The sequence below is a fragment of the Sinobacterium caligoides genome (assembly GCF_003752585.1).
Classification (GTDB): Bacteria; Pseudomonadota; Gammaproteobacteria; order Pseudomonadales; family Sinobacteriaceae; genus Sinobacterium; species Sinobacterium caligoides.
In genome coordinates, this window is record NZ_RKHR01000004.1 from 230,213 (window position 1) to 249,866 (window position 19,654).

The 19,654-nt window shown below is 51.2% G+C and carries 19 protein-coding genes; 8 read left to right on the forward strand and 11 right to left on the reverse strand.

Features of this window, described 5'->3' with window-relative positions; all coding sequences use genetic code 11:
* Positions 1-135: 135 nt before the first annotated feature.
* Positions 136-1,161: an SDR family NAD(P)-dependent oxidoreductase gene (locus EDC56_RS07715; protein WP_123711970.1), complete on the reverse strand. Its 1,026-nt coding sequence runs from the start codon at positions 1,159-1,161 to the stop codon at positions 136-138.
* A gap of 191 nt (positions 1,162-1,352) precedes the next feature.
* Here EDC56_RS07715 and EDC56_RS07720 point away from each other — a divergent pair, with 191 nt between their 5' ends.
* The 3 genes from EDC56_RS07720 to EDC56_RS07730 all read left to right on the forward strand — a co-directional run bounded on the left by EDC56_RS07720 (position 1,353) and on the right by EDC56_RS07730 (position 3,465).
* Positions 1,353-1,907 carry a nuclear transport factor 2 family protein gene (locus EDC56_RS07720; protein ID WP_123711971.1) on the forward strand — a complete coding sequence of 185 codons (555 nt, stop codon included), beginning with the start codon at positions 1,353-1,355 and terminating at the stop codon, positions 1,905-1,907.
* Between the two features lie 73 nt (positions 1,908-1,980).
* The gene (locus EDC56_RS07725) at positions 1,981-2,697 is read left to right on the forward strand and encodes a hypothetical protein (protein WP_148059351.1); all 717 of its coding nucleotides are present in this window, start codon (positions 1,981-1,983) and stop codon (positions 2,695-2,697) included.
* Positions 2,698-2,829: 132 nt separating this feature from the next.
* The gene (locus EDC56_RS07730; RefSeq protein ID WP_123711973.1) at positions 2,830-3,465 is read left to right on the forward strand and encodes a glutathione S-transferase family protein; all 636 of its coding nucleotides are present in this window, start codon (positions 2,830-2,832) and stop codon (positions 3,463-3,465) included.
* A gap of 48 nt (positions 3,466-3,513) precedes the next feature.
* Here the strand turns inward: EDC56_RS07730 and radD are convergent, their stop codons facing one another.
* From radD to npdG, 6 genes are all read right to left on the reverse strand, one after another.
* Positions 3,514-5,292, reverse strand: a complete 1,779-nt coding sequence (gene radD / locus EDC56_RS07735) for a DNA repair helicase RadD (RefSeq protein WP_123711974.1) — start codon at positions 5,290-5,292, stop codon at positions 3,514-3,516.
* Between the two features lie 124 nt (positions 5,293-5,416).
* Positions 5,417-7,897, reverse strand: a complete 2,481-nt coding sequence (gene cofH / locus EDC56_RS07740) for a 5-amino-6-(D-ribitylamino)uracil--L-tyrosine 4-hydroxyphenyl transferase CofH (RefSeq protein ID WP_245980665.1) — start codon at positions 7,895-7,897, stop codon at positions 5,417-5,419.
* A 90-nt stretch (positions 7,898-7,987) separates the two neighbouring features.
* Positions 7,988-8,695 carry a 2-phospho-L-lactate guanylyltransferase gene (gene cofC / locus EDC56_RS07745; RefSeq protein ID WP_123711975.1) on the reverse strand — a complete coding sequence of 236 codons (708 nt, stop codon included), beginning with the start codon at positions 8,693-8,695 and terminating at the stop codon, positions 7,988-7,990.
* Positions 8,692-9,681, reverse strand: a complete 990-nt coding sequence (gene cofD / locus EDC56_RS07750) for a 2-phospho-L-lactate transferase (protein WP_123711976.1) — start codon at positions 9,679-9,681, stop codon at positions 8,692-8,694. The genes cofC and cofD overlap by 4 nt, the downstream gene beginning before the upstream one ends.
* Before the next feature lie 96 nt (positions 9,682-9,777).
* A complete protein-coding gene (cofE, locus tag EDC56_RS07755) occupies positions 9,778-10,542 on the reverse strand; it encodes a coenzyme F420-0:L-glutamate ligase (RefSeq protein WP_123711977.1) in 765 nt (254 codons plus the stop codon).
* A 91-nt stretch (positions 10,543-10,633) separates the two neighbouring features.
* Positions 10,634-11,311 carry an NADPH-dependent F420 reductase gene (gene npdG, locus EDC56_RS07760; protein ID WP_211333612.1) on the reverse strand — a complete coding sequence of 226 codons (678 nt, stop codon included), beginning with the start codon at positions 11,309-11,311 and terminating at the stop codon, positions 10,634-10,636.
* A 257-nt stretch (positions 11,312-11,568) separates the two neighbouring features.
* On the opposite strand from npdG, the gene EDC56_RS07765 reads away from it, so the two are divergent.
* From EDC56_RS07765 to EDC56_RS07775, 3 genes are all read left to right on the forward strand, one after another.
* A complete protein-coding gene (locus EDC56_RS07765; protein ID WP_123711979.1) occupies positions 11,569-12,348 on the forward strand; it encodes an SDR family oxidoreductase in 780 nt (259 codons plus the stop codon).
* An 82-nt stretch (positions 12,349-12,430) separates the two neighbouring features.
* A complete protein-coding gene (locus EDC56_RS07770; protein WP_123711980.1) occupies positions 12,431-12,862 on the forward strand; it encodes an acyl-CoA thioesterase in 432 nt (143 codons plus the stop codon).
* Between the two features lie 123 nt (positions 12,863-12,985).
* Entirely contained in the window at positions 12,986-14,143 is a 1,158-nt protein-coding gene (locus EDC56_RS07775; RefSeq protein WP_123711981.1) for a helix-turn-helix transcriptional regulator, read from the forward strand.
* Between the two features lie 56 nt (positions 14,144-14,199).
* On the opposite strand, the gene EDC56_RS07780 is transcribed toward EDC56_RS07775, so the two are convergent.
* Positions 14,200-14,553 carry a hypothetical protein gene (locus tag EDC56_RS07780; RefSeq protein WP_123711982.1) on the reverse strand — a complete coding sequence of 118 codons (354 nt, stop codon included), beginning with the start codon at positions 14,551-14,553 and terminating at the stop codon, positions 14,200-14,202.
* A 289-nt stretch (positions 14,554-14,842) separates the two neighbouring features.
* Here EDC56_RS07780 and EDC56_RS07785 point away from each other — a divergent pair, with 289 nt between their 5' ends.
* Both EDC56_RS07785 and EDC56_RS07790 read left to right on the forward strand, forming a co-directional pair.
* Positions 14,843-15,823 (forward strand): nucleoid-associated protein, encoded by a 981-nt coding sequence (locus tag EDC56_RS07785; RefSeq protein WP_123711983.1) that lies wholly within the window; start codon positions 14,843-14,845, stop codon positions 15,821-15,823.
* Positions 15,823-16,317 (forward strand): MarR family winged helix-turn-helix transcriptional regulator, encoded by a 495-nt coding sequence (locus EDC56_RS07790; RefSeq protein WP_123711984.1) that lies wholly within the window; start codon positions 15,823-15,825, stop codon positions 16,315-16,317. The genes EDC56_RS07785 and EDC56_RS07790 overlap by 1 nt, the downstream gene beginning before the upstream one ends.
* Before the next feature lie 99 nt (positions 16,318-16,416).
* On the opposite strand, the gene EDC56_RS07795 is transcribed toward EDC56_RS07790, so the two are convergent.
* The 3 genes from EDC56_RS07795 to EDC56_RS07805 form a co-directional block, all read right to left on the reverse strand.
* Entirely contained in the window at positions 16,417-17,316 is a 900-nt protein-coding gene (locus tag EDC56_RS07795) for a VOC family protein (RefSeq protein ID WP_123711985.1), read from the reverse strand.
* 279 nt (positions 17,317-17,595) lie between these two features.
* Positions 17,596-18,837, reverse strand: a complete 1,242-nt coding sequence (locus tag EDC56_RS07800; RefSeq protein ID WP_123711986.1) for a helix-turn-helix transcriptional regulator — start codon at positions 18,835-18,837, stop codon at positions 17,596-17,598.
* 77 nt (positions 18,838-18,914) lie between these two features.
* Positions 18,915-19,631 (reverse strand): flagellar brake protein, encoded by a 717-nt coding sequence (locus EDC56_RS07805; protein ID WP_123711987.1) that lies wholly within the window; start codon positions 19,629-19,631, stop codon positions 18,915-18,917.
* Positions 19,632-19,654: the final 23 nt, after the last annotated feature.

Consider the following 19,654-nt stretch of genomic DNA (forward strand, 5'->3'; position numbering starts at 1 on the left):
ACGAATAATATTTTAAAGAGATTTTCCCCTATCATGCATACCAAGAATTAAAAATATATCAGGTGTAGATAACGAAGCTCACAGCACCTGATATAGGTAAAAAGACCTACCCCTTCGCAGCTAGATTAGCGCTAACTAACAAGAGGCGACGAGCTGCTCGGTCAACTGCCACAACGCATCTGCGGCGGTACTATCGAGAGCGTGGGGGTAGTAGCCGTGCGATTGCACACCGACATCGACCTGAGCTGCAACTTGGCAGTTCTCCAAATACAGCCCACCACACCCGGTCAACATTGGCGAAGTCGCAGCCCACACCGTCGTCGCTGCTCCCTGCTCGACACTCTTAAACATTGAGGCCGCACCACGCCCTCCCTGAGGGGTGCCTACGTTATCGCTAGAGTCATTCTCGGCAGAGACGTCATTAGCACTGGAAGCACTGCTATTTTCGCCCATCAAAAAAGCGATATCATCTTCGGTCAGATGACGCCCAAGGTCGGTAATAATAACGCCAGGGTGGACCGCATTGGCCGTAATGCCGGCAGAACCGTAGCGTTGATTTAAACCGACAGCAAACTGGGCGTTTGCAGACTTTGCCGCACCATAGGCTGCCCACTTATTATATTCACGTTGTTGAAAGTTCGGATCCGTTAAATCAACATCGCCATACTTGTGCCCCCCCGAACTCAACACCACGACACGTGCCGCCGTCGCCGCTTGCAACGATTCGATGAGCCCTAGGGTGAATACAAAGTGCCCCACATGATTAACACCAAACTGACTCTCAAAGCCCTGTTTAGTCAAACCAAATTCACAGGCCATAACACCGGCGTTATTGACCAGTATATCGATCACGGGGTGGCTCGATCGAATAGCGGTCGCTGCCGCTCTGACACTATCCAAGTCTGCTAAATCGATAGCTACCGCCTGCAGCTGATGATTCCCCGTTTGCTCGGCAATTTCCTCAGCCTTGCGCTGCGTTCTCTGCAGATCCCTTGAGGCTAGTACTACCGTCGCCCCCCTACTTGCCAGAGCGCGCGCCACTTCCGCACCTAGCCCCCCTGAGGCACCGGTTATCACGGCAGTTTTACCACTCAAATCAATACCGGCTACCACCTCGTCTGTCGTTGTTTGCGCGCCATAACACTGCTGTTCAACCGTCATTATACCCTCCACAAGATATCTATTCTGCGAATTCATTTAACTGACAATAAATCAGCTTTTACACACACCGGCAATGCTCACAGCGTACAAATAAACGCTCGATCAATGGGCTTCACCCGTTTTTGTTATGACTTCAATTTATCAAAATGGCAAGCTTGAACCCCTAATGTTTTTTCGACAGTAGAGCTGCCATGACCACCACTTCCGCCAAACTACAACGGCTGATCGATAAAGATGAGATCACAGAGCTTGTCCATGCCTATTGCAACGCCGCCGACCGGCAAGACCATGAAAAAATGCGTGCCCTGTATCACGAGGATGCCACCGATGATCACGGCGCCTTCTTCAAAGGTCTAGCAATTGAGTTTATCGATCGGCTTCCAGAGATTCAGGCGCCGATGCAAATTCTTCATCACAACGTCACCACGCTGAATATTAAGTTTCCAAATAGTGCTATTTGCGAACATGCTGAAGGCGAGGTCTATATACTAGCCTTCCACCAGATAGCAACCGACGATGGTCCGATGGACCTACTCATTGGCGGACGCTATTTCGATCGCTATCAGAAGAGAGACGGCAAATGGAAATTTGCCCATCGCAGCGTTGTCGCCGACTGGGCCAACCTACATCCACAGAGCCAGGTCAACCTAGATAACGACATCATTCGTGGTAGCCTCATCGGGCAGCCAGGGGCTGACGACCCCAGCTACGCTTTTTATCAACTGTTTCAGCGCGGCCAACGTTGAAAATATACAGCCTCAAGGGCAGCTGCTAGAATGCCTCAACAATGATAATGATTCAGTGGATAAGGATACGGCTGTGTTTGACAAAATCAGGCTCTCGCTATGGGATATTTTCACTTTTTTCCTCACCGGCTTTCTCGCCTCCGCCCTCTTTTGCACGCTATTCTTAGTGTTCGACGTCTTTACCTTTGCACAGCTCTTCGACTTTATTCGACAGCTCCCCAGCTCAATTGTATTGGTCGCCGCGCCGCTGCTCTTTACCTTGCTTGGTATGTTAATCGAGCCCATCGCTAATTATTTCGATAAAAAAATCGGCCGACACCTCTTCGGCTGGGCTATTAGCAAAAACTCTCAACGCAACCACGACGAGGAGCGGCTTGAACAGGAGATCAAAAATCATTATCTCGGCAGCCTCAACGGCGAAATTATAAACCCCTTCTCACTGTGCAAAGAGTACGTCGAGACCAAGCAGCTCAGCACGACCTTCATGGTCTTCCTCTCGCGCTACGGCTTCTACCGAAATTGCGCGCTACTGACTTTAATCACTGGTAGCTGCGCTGCCGTACTAGTCACTCACCCTATTTATAGCGTACTAATCGCCGTCGGCAGCTACTTTCTCGCCGCGCTATTTAAACGACGCTCTGCCGAGTTTTACAGCTATCTCGCACCCACTGTCTACCGCGCCTTTTTGATCGATAAGCTCGAGTGGCGCTACTGCCCCGCCAACGATCAAACAGGTCAACACGACAGCGACAAAACGGTCGTTAGGCAAGCAGCATCTAACTCCCTATAAGCAACACGCAAAGATATAGCTCTGCGTTATATTTACTTATTATCATAACGAAACTACCGTCTCTAACTTAGCGACATTATTATAATTAGCGACATTGTTATAATTAACGACATTGTTATAAGAGGACAAAAGATGATCAATATCTACGGCCACCCCCACACTCGCTCGTTTCGCATCACCTGGATCGCCGAAGAACTCGCACTCGACTATCTCTTTCATCGCGTCGAGCTTGCCAAGGGTGAGCACAAAAGTGAAGACTATCGCCGCCTCCATCCCGGAGGGAAAATCCCCGCTATCACTGATGATATTGATGGCATCAAAGAAATCAGCCTCAGCGAGTCTGGCGCTATCGTCAACTACCTTGCCGACCGCTACGGTAGTGAGCAACTGATTCCGAGCCCCGGCTCCCCCCAGCGTGGCAGCCACGACCAGTGGTGCTATTTTGCCCTCACCGAACTGGAACAGCCACTATGGTCCATTGGTAAGCATAAATTTGCCCTGCCCAAGGAGCAGCGTATTAAAGCGATGTTAGAGACCGCGGGCTGGGAATACCAACAAGCACTAGCGCTGTTATCTTCCGGGCTTGGCGATAATAACTACATACTCGGCAGCCAATTTAGCCCTGCCGATATCCTACTGGCACAAACCCTACGCTGGGGCCTAGCCTTCAAACAGCCACTGCCACAGCAAAACCTACAAGACTATTTTCAGCGCTGTAGCCAACGCCCTGGCTTCATCAAGGCCGCTGAAGTCGAAGAGGGAGCATAAGGCTCGGGCTCGGCGCCAAGGTTGCTAACAAACGGCGCCAATGTGAAATTACAACGCATTAGCCTTGCGATGACGACCTTGATAATCGAATATTTTTTCTTCGATTCGCCAAAAGCGCCCCTGCTTTTTCGCAATGACGAAATCTGGGGCGGTAAAGTCAGCCGCAAACGGTAACACCTGCGCCAGCGAGGTAAAACGCTTAGGTACTGTTGCTCCGGCAAAACGACGGCCGAATTGCTGATTAAATATGAACTGCTGGCCCCGGTGCGAGAGGTCAAAGCTCTCGCTCAGCTCCACCCCTTGTTCATCGTGATAGATAATTTTCAGCCTTCCCTGCTGATCCTCAAAACTGACGCCAGCACAGCGAATGACCTGGTAATCCTTCAGCTTTAAAGCCTCCTTCAACTTATCGTCAGGGTCGATAATCGGTTGCTCACAGCTGTGACAACGGCGCGCCGCAATATCGTTCTCAGCACCACAATAGCCACACGTCTTAAAACGAAAACGGAAATCGCACACCTGTTGGTTATCGTCATCATCCAACTCAACACCCCAGCAACGTCGACCGTAGTGTTCAATAATATGCTCCTCGTCATCGACCTTGCCCCAAAAGGTATTGGCAAAATCGCACTGCGGACACTTCACCATCACCGGCACACTGTCGCTATCCGGGCGTTGCTCACCCACCTCGGGATAAAAAAGGTCGTAACTATTACCCGCATAGTCGATCACCAAGCAGTCTTGCTTGCCCTCAGATAGCCGCAACCCCCGCCCGACAATCTGTTGATAAAGGCTAACCGACGCCGTCGGGCGCAGTATCGCAATAAAATCGACATGCGGCGCATCAAAGCCTGTTGTCAACACCGCCACATTCACCAAGAAGCGCAGCTCTCGTTGCTTAAAACGGCTGATTAAACGATCCCGTTCCGCTGCCGGTGTCGCCCCTGTCACCAGAGCCACCGAACCGCCTAACGCTTCAATATAGCCCGCAATTTCGTGGGCATGCTCGACCGTCGCAGCAAAGACCATCACCCCTTGCCTTTGTTGCTCATCACTAATAGTCACTATCTGTTCGGCGATGGTTTCCGTCACCCGCGGGTGTTGCGCCAACAGCTGGTTAACCTCGGCACTATTAAAGCCACCACTGCCGTTCGGCTGTAGTGTTGAGAAGTCATAGTGTTGAATAGCTGCATTGACTAGGCGCGGCTCGGTCAAAAAGCCATGCTTAATCATATAGCGCAGTGGCAACTCATAGATACAGCGTTCAAACGGTCGCTTGTCCTGCGCACGTAAGATACCGTGGTAATGATATTGATAGACCCAACCTACACCAAGGCGGTACGGCGTCGCCGTCAACCCTAATAGCTTCAAGCGCGGGTTCACCTGACGCAGCTTCTCTACCAATTGATAGTATTGGCTGCTCGGTGACTCGCCGGCTTCGACGTTATGGTGGGTATCGCTGACACGGTGACACTCATCGATAATCACTAGCGAATAGTCGTCGTCAAAATCGTCGAGATTACGTGCCACTGATTGAATGCTGGCAAAGGTGATTTGCTGGGCCGTGCTCTTCTGCTTTAGCCCCGCCGAGTAAATGCTGGCCTTGAGGCCGTAGCTCTCATACTTCTGATGGTTCTGCTCCACCAACTCCTTAACATGAGCCAGTACCAGTAATTTACCCCGGGCAATACGCGCCAGCTCGGCAATCACTAAACTCTTACCGGCACCGGTCGGCAGCACGATCACCGCAGGATCATCGCTTTGGCGAAAGTGGCGCAGGGTCGCCTCAACCGCTTCACGCTGGTAGGGACGCAGAGTAAAAGCCATAGTTAATATCACCGAGATCAGAAGGCGGTTAGTTTAGCCATTCGACCATACCACCGCAACTGATGCGAGCTGAGCGACGAGCTCAAACCCCGACCTTTTCCCTTTCAATCGCCGTTATTGACTTCTAACTTGCCTTAATAATCAAAGCCTCATCAAAACGCTTATCTGATGAGCTCATCTCATTAATCACATCGGTCAGATCGGCTGCATTATAGGCTGCCTGGCGGCGCTCTTCGTCAACCTCACCGTAGAGGGTATTACGCAGCTGTGACTGACGCCCCACGCCTGCAATAACCTCTTCCATATACGCTGGCGTCCACTCCTGGCCGACCGAGGCACCTGCGGCACGAGTAATCGACTCGTTCATCAGCGATCCACCTAAATCGTTAGCACCCGCTCGCAGGCTGGTTTCAACCCCCGCCCGCCCCATTTTTACCCACGAGGTTTGTATGTTATCGATCTGCCCAGCCAAGACCAGACGTGCCACAGCGTGCATCAGTATCGCCTCGCGAAAGGTTGGCCCTGGCCGCGCATGACCACGCAGATACATCGGCGCCTCCTTACCGACAAAAGGCAGCGGCACCAACTCCGTTATCATCCCGGTACGCTGTTGCAGATCACGAAGATGCAACAGGTGCCGCGCCCAATGCTCAGGCCGTTCAATATGGCCGTACATGATCGTCGACGTCGTTTTCAAGCCAACACTGTGCGCCGTCTCGATCACCTCTAACCACTCTGAAGTATTGAGCTTATCGCTACACAACGTCTCTCTCACCTCGTCATCGAGAATTTCCGCTGCCGTCCCTGGCAGGGTGTCGAGGCCAGCCTGCTTAAGCTGAAGCAGAAAATCTCGCAGTGATAACCCCAGTGTCTCGGCCCCCTGAGCCACCTCCAATGGAGAAAAAGCATGGATATGCATTTCAGGGACGACTTGCTTAATCGCGCGACAAATCGCCAGATAGGTATCGCCGGTATAGTCCGGGTGAATCCCCCCCTGCAAACAGACTTCCGTCGCACCACGCTGCCAAGCCTCGACACAGCGTCGCTGTATCTCTTCAAGAGAAATATCATAGGGCTTGCCGCGCAAATCCGCATGGCTTTTGCCTTTAGAAAAAGCACAGAACTTACATTTAAAATAACAAATATTGGTGTAATTAATATTGCGATTGACCGCATGCGTAATCGTCTCACCACAAACCTGCTGACGCTGTTGATCCGCCTGCTCACAGACATAGGCCAACTCAGCGCCATGAACGGCAAACAACCTGACAATCTCTGTTTCGCTAAGACGCTCACCGGCACGGGCGCGGGCCACACTATCAACGACCTCGTCTGCCACCAAGCTCATCTGTGCAGGAACGCTAAGCAGATCTGTTATCGACTCCGGCGGCCGATTATCGCCCCCTGTTGCCCAATCGTCGGTGCGCGGCATACCTAAGCTGTCAGTATTATCGTAGAGGCTACGATGCAAGCTTGAATCTAACCACTGCGCTTTATCGTGAACATAAGAAGGGTAAATCGTCAGCCGCTCCACTAACGTTTTGCCAGCACTGGCAGTCTCAAGACGTAGCTTATCCAAGTGCGGCCAGGGGGCCTCTGGATTAACGAAATCTGGCGTCAACGGTGATACGCCACCCCAGTCATTAATACCGGCATTGACGAGATTCTCCAACACCCCAGGGCTCAGGTTGGGTGGGGCCTGAATGCTCATCTCAGCGCCAAAGATAATTTTCGCGACAGCAATGGTCCACAGTAGCTCATTCAGGTCGGGTTCCGGCGCCTGTGCCATCAGCGTGCCAGGTTTGGCGCGGAAGTTCTGCACAATAATTTCCTGCAGCTGACCGTACTGCAAATGACTTCGGCGTAGCAATAATAAAGATTCGATACGCTCGCGTCGCGTCTCACCAATACCGATGAGGATGCCTGAGGTGAATGGCACCCGATGCTGACCGGCACGATCGATTGTTTCCATGCGCACTGCAGGATCTTTATCCGGCGAACCGTAGTGTGGCTGCCCCTTTTCACAAAGCCGAGTTGATGCTGACTCCAGCATAATCCCCATCGAAAAAGACACTTTTCGCAGCGCCAACATCTCCTCATCACTCATGCAGCCAGCATTAATATGTGGCAGCAGGCCCGTCTCACGCTGCACCACTTCAGCGACATGCGCAAGGTATTCTAACGTCGTCGAAAAGCCTAATTCTGCAAGCGCTTTTCTCGCTGCGCTGTAACGCAACTCAGGGCGTTCGCCGAGGGTGAACAACGCTTCGCGACAGCCCATCGCCGCACCTTCTCGCGCCACTTTCAAAACCTCCTCAACCGTCATGAAAGGCGAATCTAGCTTTGACGGTGTCTGCGCAAAAGTACAGTAGTGGCAAACATCACGACATAGCTGTGTCAGCGGAATAAACACCTTGCGAGAATAACTGAGCTGCTGACCAAAATGTTGGTCACGCAAAATACGGGCCTGCTTCATCAAGGCCGCTGTATCATCGACAGTAGCCAGCGCGAACGCCTGCTCCTCATCGATCAGACGATGCTCCGCCTGCGCCTGTGTTAAAGCGATAAATAATCGATTGATCGAGGAGGCTCGGTTCTCTAACACGGGATATTCCTAATGTTGGCTCGCAGTCTACTGCGAGCATATTGACAATTTATTATTTTCATCACAGTCGTTTTTTCATCACAATAACACTTACGCCGAGACTCGTTGCTCCTCGATCAACACGGGGATCTCGAGCCGATAGCGACGCATCACCATCCAGGTTAACGGTGCCTGCTGCGGCGACACAGCCAGTGCCTCGACGAGGTCCAATAGATCTTCCGGGGTATCGATATCGGTAGCGATACCGCTATAGCGACGGCTCTGGTAGCGTAGGCTTCTACTGTTAGCCTCTCGTATATGCCGGTCGAGGCTGCCCTCACCATAATGGAATTTAAAATCCTTGTCAGTATCGATGAGCAGCGCATTGGTTCCCTGACCTTGGCGATCGCTGACAAGACTCAGCTGCTGCCCCGTCGCCCGGTGGCTGTGAATCAATTCGTTAATTTCATTCACCTTCGCCAGAGGCAGATCACCGTGGAGCACTAAAACTTTCCGACAGCCAGCCGCACGTAATGCTGTTACACCTTGGGCGACAGCGTTGTTGAGTCCGCTCTGCTTATTCTCTCTCTGTCGTTCAGCGAGCCAGAAGGCATCGTTGTCGGCAGCCACCTGCTGAATATCAGCATCACCGCCCACAATCAGTACACGCTCAACCTCACCGGTTTGGCTCAGTTGCTGTAAAAGGTCACGTAACATCGCCTCGAACACTCGCCGACGCTGACCGCTGACCAAAACGGGGCTCAGGCGCTGCTTCACATCGGCCAGCGGCTTCGCCGGTATCAAGACCGCAAGGCTCATTGCGGCACCTCTACTGCTAGCTGGCTCACCGTAAGCCGCTCAGCAAAAGCGAGCGTCTGTTGCGCCAATAAAGCTCGGTCTTCTAGCGTTTTCATCACTGTATTAGTCACTAGGCAGGGTATCCCTAACGCCTCGATCGCCGCCTGTTGTTCTACGTCGATGTTATCTATCACAAAGCCATCGAGCAAATCACCATAAAACTCAGCGACTGCAATAGCACTACACCCTAAACCCAGCTCCGTAAACATCTTTGCCGCCGGTCCTTTGATCGCACTACCACCAACAATCGGCGACACAGCGATGACTGGCGCCTTACTCTGCCGCATCGCCTCACGCACACCACACAGGCGCAACATCGGATCGACACTGACAAAGGGATTAGAGGGGCAGATAATAATGGCTGCTAGCTGGCTAGCCGCTAACAATTGCATCCAATCAGGCTGTGGCCTCGCCTGCTCAATGCCCTGAAAATAGAAGCCCGTGACCTCAGGCGCACACTGCTCGCCAACAAAATACTGCTGAAAAGGTAATTCGCCCTGCGCCGTCTGCACGAAAGTGCGAACCGGGTCATCCGACATCGGCAACAGGGTATAACTCACACCGAGCGCGCTGTTCAATTGCCCCGTCGTCTCAGTCAGACTCACACCATCACGTAACAACTGACTACGCTGTAAATGGGTGGCAATATCACGATCACCTAAACGAAACCAGGTCGGCCCATTTAGCTCAGCCAGTGCTGACATACACGACCAGCTCTCGCCCTCTATGCCCCAGCCCTGCTCTTTATTACTTAGCTCGGCCAAGGTGTACATTACCGTATCCAGATCCGGGCAAATCGACAAACCCAAGTGCTCAAAGTCATCGGCAGTGTTCGCTACCACCGTCAACTCCGTGGCCCCTAGGTGCTGCGTCAAGCCCAGCGCTAACTTCGCTCCGCCGACGCCTCCTGACAGCGCTAACACTTGTCTTCTCTGCTTATGCACCATCACCACCAACGTCTACTTTGATTATTAACCGCGTAAAATACATTTAAGCCCTCTACATTGGGCATTCTAGCAGCATAATGATCTAGAAAAAATCACCTAACGGAAGAGGTCAGCGTCTTTGTCACGAATCAACGATCGACTGCCGCTCTCTGAGCTTGGCAGCTCCAACCCTGATAGCAACACCAATGGTGCCCCCTGGTTACCCTGCCCCATTAACAGCGAGGCGGCGCAGGCAATTTCATCGGCGACGGCAATCGTCGTCACCTCGAGTGGTCGGCCATATAAGTCTTCACAACCCACCTGATCCTGCACTGGATCAAAGCCAGCACTGCCTATCGTCATACCGGTAATACCGTTACGCCAGGCACGACCAGCACTGTCGGCAATGACGATTTTGACATCACAGCCATAACGCTCGGCGATGCCTTGGCGCAATAGTGCCGCCGAACGATCCGAGTCCTCTGGTAATAACAGCACACGTTCACGCCCATCCTCAGACACCGTGATGTTCGAGCGGTCAATGCCCGCATTAGCGTGCACATAACCTAAGCGGTGCTGCACGATCATTACCCCTGGTCGATGCCGTACCACCTCAACAGACTCCGAGAGAATCAACTCAACCAGGCGCGGATCTTTATCGACCTTTTCTGCCCATAGCAGTGCCTCCGGCGAAGGTATTACCTCATCCAAAATGGCGTATCGCCCCTCTGACTTAGAGACTATTTTCTGTGCCAACACCAGCACATCACCCGTAACGGGAGTGGTACCTGCTGCAGCAAAGGCCTCGCAACAAATAGCCAACAAATCATCGCCTGGCTCTACATGAGGGACACCTGGTAATACACGGGTCGTAAATTGCATAATCACAATACCACTTTACTTTGTGCTTATTCTTTTAACTGACCAATACCAAGCTAACACCGCCCACTCAGTGATCATCAGCATGATAATATTATTCCGCTAAACCGCTGATGCGGATACCCGCGTGACACTTATATTGTCGATTAATGGTAATCAGTACTGAAGTCATCGCCTCTACCGCTGCCGAATTAGCGATAGGTCCAGCATGAAAACCACGCATACCTGCGGCCTCTACGAGGGTAATCACCTGCTCACGTGCCACCTTCTTATCACCACAAACGAGAACATCACAATCAAGCGCCTCACCTTCTTGTAGGTGGTGAGCCGCCACATTCTGAAAAGCTGAAACAACACGCGTATCCTCGCCGAGAAAGTCTTGTGCAATCTGCCCCGCACTGCCGCCTTCAGGCAACTGCACACGACCGACCTTAGGCGGCACTAACGGTACCGTAACATCGATCAGAATTTTATCTTTCAGAGAAGTCTTCACCAACTCGAGTGTGCTCAGCTGATGTGAAAAAGGGACTGTGAGTACAACAAGGTCTGCCGCAGCAGCTGCCGCTTCATTATTTAACGCCTCGACACTGATATCAGCGACCCCCCGCTCATCCATCAGAGCTTGCAGATCATCAGCTGCCTGCTGCGCTTTTTCTTGCGTGCGCGAACCGATAACAATACTGTAACCAGCCTGTGCCCAGCGCCGCGCTAAGCCTGTGCCGAGATCGCCGGTACCACCTAGGATTGCAATCGTTTTTATTACATCAGTCATCAGAAACTTCTCTCATTATAATATTATTAACATCGCTTTCAGTACGCTAAGACGCTGAGCATACTGTAATTATATGCCTTTAAAAACAACGACTATCGACACTCAATAGCGCTATGTTAGCAGATGCTCAGAGCATCACAAGTCACCCCCGCGGGTGAGCGCTAACCAATGCGCTTTGCATCGATTTTTCATATACTAGCAGACATCAAAATAGCACCACATACTCAATAACATAATCAATAAATAAGGGTTCTAAGATGCACAACCGATTAGATATGAGTGGCAAAGTCGTTATCGTTACCGGTGGCGGCAAAGGCGTAGGCCGCGGTATCACGCTGCGCTTTCTTGAGGCCGGCGCAAAAGTGATCATCTGCGGAAGAAGCGAACCCGACACACTACCAAGCTATAATGGCAACAATGCCATCTTTCAGGGCGTCGATGTCCGCGACATCGAGCAGATACAAAAACTGATCGATTTCACCGTCGCAGAATTTGGTCGACTCGATGTGCTGGTCAATAACGCTGGTGGCGCCCCAAATGCCGACGCAGCTACCGTATCGCCACGTTTTTCAGAGTCTATCATTCGCCTCAATCTACTCGCCCCACTGAACTTCTGTCAGCTCGCCAACGCCGTCATGCAAAAGCAACCCGAAGGCGGCTCCATCATCAATATTTGCAGTGTTAGCGCTGTACGCCCCTCGCCAGGGACTGCCGCCTACGGTGCAGCCAAGGCTGGCCTTCTCAATTTGACCACCTCTCTCGCCGTAGAGTGGGCACCAAAGGTTCGCACTAACGCCATCGTTGCAGGGCTTATCAAAACAGAACAAGCTCATCTTCACTATGGTGATGACGAGGGTATTGCTGCCGTCTCTGCCACAGTCCCCCTCGGGCGCATGGCTAACCCAGAAGACATCGGTGACGCCTGTCTGTATTTTGCCAGCGATCTTTCCTCCTATGTTTCTGGCTCTAGCATCACCTTACACGGCGGCGGTGAGAAGCCCGCCTTCCTCAACGCTGGCAATACTGACAACGCTTAAGCGCCTATTTTGTCATGGTTATCAGCCATAAAATGCCGCCACTCACTGTGGCGGCCACAGCAATCGTTTTTGGAGTCCCCCTGTGGCACGCACTGTTATCGATCTACCTGACACCTTTCAATACGAAACCTATCTCGATATCTATATCGGTCACATCAATATCGCTAGCCACCTTGGCAACGATTCATTAGTCAGCCTATTAAATGAAGCAAGATGCCAATTTCTTAACGATCTTGGGGCCATAAACATGGAAGTCTGTGGCGCACAGATGATCAACGCTGACCTCGCTGTGATCCTCAAGAGCGAAGCCAAATACGGCGAGCGCTTACGCATAGAAATACAGGCCGCTGAATTTCAAAAATACGGCTGTGACTTTATCTATCGAGTCACAGAAGCCAGTAGCGAACGCGTCGTTGCCATCGCCAAAACGACGATGCTCTGCTTCGACTACGTCAGTAATCAGCTATCTACCGCCCCTAACGGCTTCGCTGAATTCTTTCAGCAGACAGCATAAGAGGGCACCGACGGTCGCTATAAAGCCACATAACGGGAGGATTTATATTTATAGTAATTTTACTGATAATCCCCCCTAATGGTGGTGTATACTCTTGCACATAATACTTAGGAAGTGGGAAATATGTCTCAAGAACTATTGGCATCGAGTTACAGCGACCTTATCGACGCGATCTATCGCGGCCCTCTAGAACGGACACCATGGCAGAGCTTTCTGACCCAATTCAAGAACTTACTAGACTGCAAAGTAGTCGCCTTAGTTCGCCGCTTCCCGACTCAAAGCGATCGCGGACTACTCTACACTATCGGTGGCGATGAGCATCTCGCGGCTGATTATCGCAACCGCCTCTACGCCGTTGAGCCACAAATTAGCAAGACACCTAACCGTCCTGTCTACACTTTAGATGAGTTAGCGAACAAAGAAACCATGATCAAGAGCGACTTCTTCCAGAAGTGCCTCGCCCCCTCTAACATCGCCCACCTACTCTGCGCCGATACCTTCGAGCATGACGGTACTAACGGCCGTGTCTTGCAGGCTAGATTATGCGCTGCAAAGATTGACGGCACTGTTAATTTTACTGAGGAAGAAAAGCAAATCTGCGAGTTATTATTACCCCACTTGCAGCGCGCACTGATGTTCCACAAAGAATACGTTAAGGTTGAGGCAGAGCGCGCACTCTACGAAGCCTCTATGGGGCAGCTCGGTTTAGGCACTATTATTCTTGATGAAAACGGCCGACTGATTAAAAGTAACAGCATTGCCAACAACATCCTCAACGAGCGTGACGGTCTCGTTATCGAGGATGATAAACTGCTCTTCTCCAATCGAGAAAACGATACCGTCCTACAGCAGGCTATCGAACGCTGCCGCGCCCTACTCGCTTTCCGCGACAACCAGCTAGTCGAAGCACTGCGCGTGCAGCGCCCCTCCGGCCATGCCGACTTAGGTATCCTAATCAAGTCGGTCAACTCCGCCGTCACGGGCACCGACAACAACTTTATCCAGGGCTGCCCCTCTATTGCTATTTTCATCAGCGACCCTGAACAGCAGAGCGCTACCGGCGCCGATATTCTTCGTCAACTCTACGGTCTCACCAACGCCGAAGCCAATCTCGCGCTGTTGATACTGGAGGGGATGAGCGTCGAAGAAGCAGCAGGACATCAAGGCGTCAGTAAAAACACGGTCAAAACACACCTTAAATCACTCTACGCCAAGACCGGTGTCAGTAAGCAGACTCGCCTGGTACGCCTTCTAAGTAAGAGCGTCGCCTCCCTCGGCTAAGGTAGTACAGCTACGTCGAAAACGCCGAGCCTATGTTCGGCGTTTTTCTTTTTTACTTAAGCCAAGTTCATCCCCCCGATAGCCTCTTCATCGAGCCAGGATTGGTCACAATGATCACAACAGTACTCGCCCTGAGCCGCCGTTGGCTTAAACTCAAAAAACAAGCTTCGATGCATCACCCAGCCTCGACGACAGCTCGGGCACTTCAGCTTAGGCTTGGCGCAGTTATAACAGCTCCACAGCTCATGCCCTGCACTATTATTACCTTGCTTACGCACTAACCGTCGCTCGCAGGTATGGCAGTCGAGCACCGGCGACTCATAGTCACACTGCCGACAAGCCCAGACTTCCAGCCCCGCCTGATAACGCACCAGACGAACCTCTCCCTCCTCACACTGACAACACCGCATATTCACTCTCTTTTATTATTAGTTTCGTCTCTAGCGAAGCCGATCATTTGCTCAAATAAGCAGGCCATTATACCGGATTACGGCACCTCACCCCATAATAACCTACACGACAGTTTCTCTCTGCCACAATACCTCCACGAACAAGTCGCAGCTGCCTCTGGATCCTTACAAGGCGACCCACAAGCAATGATTGATCTGAACTGCGCTTATCTGCTAACGCATCCGCCTTACGCTATGCAATAATTAGTGATGACACATTGTTTATTTAGCGCCACTGATCGGATCCTTCATGACTCTTAACGCCTGTATTATCCAACACATCGACAGCTCTTCTGATAACCACCAGCACCACGAGCGCTGCCTGCCCGTTAACGAGCAGACTGAAGAACTATTTAACCAGTTAAAACATAACTTTATTACCCGTGTTGGTAAAAAATACGGCCGTTTTGACCCCGATGGTGAAGCAGACTTTGCCAGCAAGGTCAGCGACCTCAGCGCCGCGAGTGACCTTGCTGAGCTCTCTGGCGAGCTCTCCGAGCAGCTGCATAACGGCCTTAAAGAAGCCGAAGAAGCACTTTCTGCCTATTTCGTCTTCGGCCGCGAAAGGGTTGCCGAAGAAGAGTTTCTGTATCTTTTCTGTATTCAGCTTAAGCAGGCTCTGCAGATTTCTGATGAGCTCGAAATCAACGACACGCAGTTTCTCAATCTGAGTGAGATTGGCTTCGCACTCCGTCTCAATATCAGTCAGTGGCAAGCTAACGAAGATAAGTATCTGACGATGTATAGCTATCGGCTGGAAAAAGAGACCGTCATCGCATTACAAAAGATTCTCGGCTTTACCAGCACGGTCAACGCCAACGCAGACACTAAGGCGCTGATTAATAGTATTCAGAACTACGCTCACGAATTACCTGAGAGTAAGGCGCACGAGGTTCGCACTCAGGCCTTTGAATACTGCGAGAGTCAGCATAAGGCTGGCGAGCCAATTGGTTTAGATGAGCTATCCCGCCAAATCAATCATGACGAGCCTGAGCAATTCAAAAACTTCATCGCCGAAAGAGTCGAAGAGAAGCCTAAGCAAGAAGTCATCGCCGATGCCAAGCAGTTAAAGAGCCTGGTAAAAATGGCAGGGCGCGACAAGGAGTTCACACTCTCATTTAACTCAAGCATCCTCGGTAGCCGCATCATCTGGGATGAGGATCAGGACACCCTGACCATCTCTGGCCTACCTAACGCCTTAAAAGCACAAATGAAACGGCAGCAGGGCTAATGGTACAGGGGCCAAGCAAGCCATCCAATAATCGCCCGATGATTGCTAGCGAAGCCCTCAAGGACAATCTTAACCTGCTGATCAGCGATATATCGATACTGCAAGAGAAGCTCTTCAACCTGCACTGCCGTCAGCTTGGCGGCATTCAGCTCACCCGCGCTCAAGCACAGCTATTAGCCTTGCTGGCGACAGGAGATGGCCTAAGCCAAACCCAAATCGTCAGTCAACTCAGCATAGAGAAATCAGCATTAGCAAGCCTGCTCACCAATTTAGAGAGTGCTGGCTGGATCATTAGACTCAGCGACAACAAGGATCGGCGCCTAAAACGTGTTTATCTGACCGATAAGCTCAAGCAACATCAAGCGGGCCTCAGTGTTGTCGCCCAACAATCACTCGATATCGCCTTGCACAACATCTCACAAACAGACGTAGAGCAATTATTGGCCACCCTCATGGAAGTTCGAGCCAACCTTGACCAAGCGTTGAGTAATTAACCACCAGATAAACGATGAATAAAGCCTGCTATAAAAATGCCAGCTCTGCATCAGAGCTGGCATTTTTCTTTTCACGGTAGCCGGGACAAAAAGATCACCCTAGCCCTGGAACTTATGCCCCCAGAACGACGGCAGCGTGCTCACTGTCGGTGTGTAAGTGCTCCAATCCACCTGACGTCCACCACAACCAAACTCAAGGGCGAAGCCACCTGGCGTGGCACAGTAAAAAGAAATCATTTCATCATTGGTATGACGTCCGAGGGTAGAGACAATCGGAATCTCCTTCTCCTGCACCCGATCCAGGCAGTAGCCGACTTCGTCGATTGTCTTCACTTCCATCATTAGGTGCACACACCCGCTTGGCATCGGCGCTTCATAGAGAGCCAATGTGTGGTGACGAGGGTTATCCACATGTAGAAAGTGTAAGCCCTGGCCTGGGTCAGCCGGGTCATCAGTGAACTTAAAGTGCATTTGATCGACCTGGCCAAAGCCCAGGACCTCACGATAGAACTTGTGTGTTACCTGCAGAGCCGGAGCAGGTAAAACCACGTGACCAAGCCCCATATCGCCGCTAACCCCCGTCTCAAACTCTGCGATACCAACCGGCGAAATAAACTTGGCATAATCAAGGTCAGAGCCCCAATATAGCTCAATAGTATTCTCAGAGGGGTCTTGTAATCGTACCAAGTCTTTCACTCGGCGGGCCTGAAGCTCTTCAGCTGTACCGTGCTCGAAGCTCACACCGGCCGCCTCAAGTTCCTGCTTTGCTGCGTTAAACTCCTCCTCACCACCGAGCTCGAAACCACTCAAAAGCAGACGATCGGTCTCGCCTTTAGTGATCGCGAAACGATAGGGGCGCGCATCCATTTTCAGATAAACATTGCCATCATCAGGCATCGTTGGAGCCGCCATCATGCCAACAACATTGGTACCAAACTCCAACCAGTTTTGGGGGTCTGTCGACTCAATCAGCACGTAGCCTAAACTCTTTACTTTCATGACATTACCTATTTTATTTTATTATTTGATTTACCACGGCGTCGACATGTCTCAACACTTCAGAGAACATGGCTGGCCAACAACGGCAATCTCTCCAACCTTTCAAACACGACCAACTTAGTTAACAAGTGGCAGCTTAAACAAATATTATTAACACTTTATTGTGACACAGCCTGATACTATCGCTTTCATCCAAATAGACTAACTTCGCTTAGATGATCCATCAATTTGACAATTCTTATGGTACAGGCCGAGTATATGTAGACGCATGACAATTACTTAACGATCACTGAGGGAGTCTTCGATCGCCGCTAGTGGCGCTACACTTTTCAAAATTAAACGGATTAGTAGTGATTGACGTGTTACGCCGGCTTTACTAAAGACTGAACGTAAGTGAGTACGTGTGGTATTGCGACTCACGCTGAGCTTTTCTGACGCCTCGTCAACAGACAGGCCATTGGCTAGCGCCAAGGCGAGTCGTGCCTCCGTCGGCGTAAAACCAAACAGCTGCGTCACAACGTCAATACTCGCTGGCGATTCACTCTCGGGGTCTGAGACAAATATTGCCACCGAGGGTACTCGCCTTCCCTCTGACCACTGGCTAAGCGGAATGGCACGGATAATCAGCCCATAGTCACTTCGACCAGAAGGACGCGATATTCGCATTGCCTCGATCGACGAGCACTCACCCATACGCTGTGCAGACAATAGACGCGTCACAGTCTGCTGCAACTGACTATTTCGTGATGCCGAGCCAAGGTGTAGCTTACCTTGCTGCGCCGACAAACCATCTTGTAACCTCAAAATATCACTAGCCACTTTATTACTACCTAATATTCTCCCTTCTTCACTTAATAAAATACTTCCCAACGCCATCTGCTGCACTGCGTGGGCATACAAGTCTCGCTCCGATATTAACCGGTTGCTTTGTGCATGAAATAAAATAGCCTGCTTTAGATGCGGCAATACCGCCTGGCAAACCTCCTTGTCTCGGAGGCTAAAGTGTGGACGATTCGAATAACGCCCTAACCGAAATCGACCATCGAACTCACCTTCTATGGACATATCACCGCCCATAAAGTCTGCTAAATCATTCGACTCCATACAGCGCTGATAAAACTCGCTCTGTTTAAGTTTTTCCGGGCACAATAACTCTCGTACGGTCTTTACCTCCCCTTCTGGCAGGTCCACAAAGGGGTCAATGTTGTAGAGCCCCTGCTCGTAGGAATCAATACCCGTCTCGACACCGCCATCAATTAACATCACTAGGCGAGCTCCCTCGCGCGGTGGCTGCAAAAATATCGCGGCAAGATCAGCCTCGAGTAATTGCCGCATTCGCGATAAAAAACTCTTCCAAGGGTAATCCTCTAATGCTCCTTTATAAGCAAGCTCAATTAACTCACTAAATTCACTATCGAACTCCACAGCTAAGCTCTCTCTATTGTTATTATCTTCTAGACAACAGCTTGAGCACACAACGGTGACGGTTTCACGTAAAAATAACGCGAACGACCAACGCATAAACCAAAACTATATCACTAGTTTATTTTATTAGAATAACGTCATTATTCACCGTTCACGACAGAACAACAAGGGGGCTAGTGTGGTCGCATTACCGTCGGCATTCGCTTGCACCGACTCTGCTCCAACACAAATGCCTGCAACAATAGCTGAGTATCGAGACTACTATCGATAAACTCGACACCAAATACTGCCTTTGCTCGCAACGGATCAAAAGCTAATGGCTCTGATGGCACCTGCTGCAGTCGCGAGCGGACACAGGCTAACAAACGAACCTGTCTCGCCGCCCCTGCTACTCGAAAACGCGCATGGCAAATCAATTGATCGCCGACATGAGCCGAGGCATTCGCCAGCTCGACCGCAGCACCACCGAGGCTAATATCTTGCAAACACCCCACATGACACTGCCCAGGGTCAAGCGCAGAGCTATTGTAAACCACGGTAGGCAGACGCAAACGAATACGCGGATGACGGCGCAATAAACGGCTGACACCGGCGCAGGGATAAGACAAAAACACCAGCGGTAGAGGATTCTTCTGTTGGCTAAGCAGTTGTGTCGAAAAGCTATGTTCCCCCTCCTCATTCGCCACACGAAGCCGCATCTTCTGCCCATCACTAAGTACAACTCGCTGCCCCCCTCGGCGCGGTGGCGTTGCCATGACGCCCTCACCAGGCACATAACCGACAAGCCGACTATGCCCGCGCCGCTCACGCGCAGCGCCCTCATCTGCAGACGCGGGGACATAGAGGTCGATCGTTGTGCCAATATCAAGGACGAGCTGCTCAAACTGCATCGCATTACCTAGAAGCCTAAACC

Coding starts and splice junctions, on each gene's coding strand:
- EDC56_RS07715 (WP_123711970.1), bottom strand. CDS start 1,161: ATGACGGTTGAACAGCAGTGTTATGGCGCGCAAACAACGACAGACGAG.
- EDC56_RS07720 (WP_123711971.1), top strand. CDS start 1,353: ATGACCACCACTTCCGCCAAACTACAACGGCTGATCGATAAAGATGAG.
- EDC56_RS07730 (WP_123711973.1), top strand. CDS start 2,830: ATGATCAATATCTACGGCCACCCCCACACTCGCTCGTTTCGCATCACC.
- radD (WP_123711974.1), bottom strand. CDS start 5,292: ATGGCTTTTACTCTGCGTCCCTACCAGCGTGAAGCGGTTGAGGCGACC.
- cofC (WP_123711975.1), bottom strand. CDS start 8,695: ATGAGCCTTGCGGTCTTGATACCGGCGAAGCCGCTGGCCGATGTGAAG.
- cofD (WP_123711976.1), bottom strand. CDS start 9,681: ATGGTGCATAAGCAGAGAAGACAAGTGTTAGCGCTGTCAGGAGGCGTC.
- cofE (WP_123711977.1), bottom strand. CDS start 10,542: ATGCAATTTACGACCCGTGTATTACCAGGTGTCCCTCATGTAGAGCCA.
- npdG (WP_211333612.1), bottom strand. CDS start 11,311: ATGACTGATGTAATAAAAACGATTGCAATCCTAGGTGGTACCGGCGAT.
- EDC56_RS07765 (WP_123711979.1), top strand. CDS start 11,569: ATGCACAACCGATTAGATATGAGTGGCAAAGTCGTTATCGTTACCGGT.
- EDC56_RS07775 (WP_123711981.1), top strand. CDS start 12,986: ATGTCTCAAGAACTATTGGCATCGAGTTACAGCGACCTTATCGACGCG.
- EDC56_RS07780 (WP_123711982.1), bottom strand. CDS start 14,553: ATGCGGTGTTGTCAGTGTGAGGAGGGAGAGGTTCGTCTGGTGCGTTAT.
- EDC56_RS07785 (WP_123711983.1), top strand. CDS start 14,843: ATGACTCTTAACGCCTGTATTATCCAACACATCGACAGCTCTTCTGAT.
- EDC56_RS07790 (WP_123711984.1), top strand. CDS start 15,823: ATGGTACAGGGGCCAAGCAAGCCATCCAATAATCGCCCGATGATTGCT.
- EDC56_RS07795 (WP_123711985.1), bottom strand. CDS start 17,316: ATGAAAGTAAAGAGTTTAGGCTACGTGCTGATTGAGTCGACAGACCCC.
- EDC56_RS07800 (WP_123711986.1), bottom strand. CDS start 18,837: ATGCGTTGGTCGTTCGCGTTATTTTTACGTGAAACCGTCACCGTTGTG.
- EDC56_RS07805 (WP_123711987.1), bottom strand. CDS start 19,631: ATGCAGTTTGAGCAGCTCGTCCTTGATATTGGCACAACGATCGACCTC.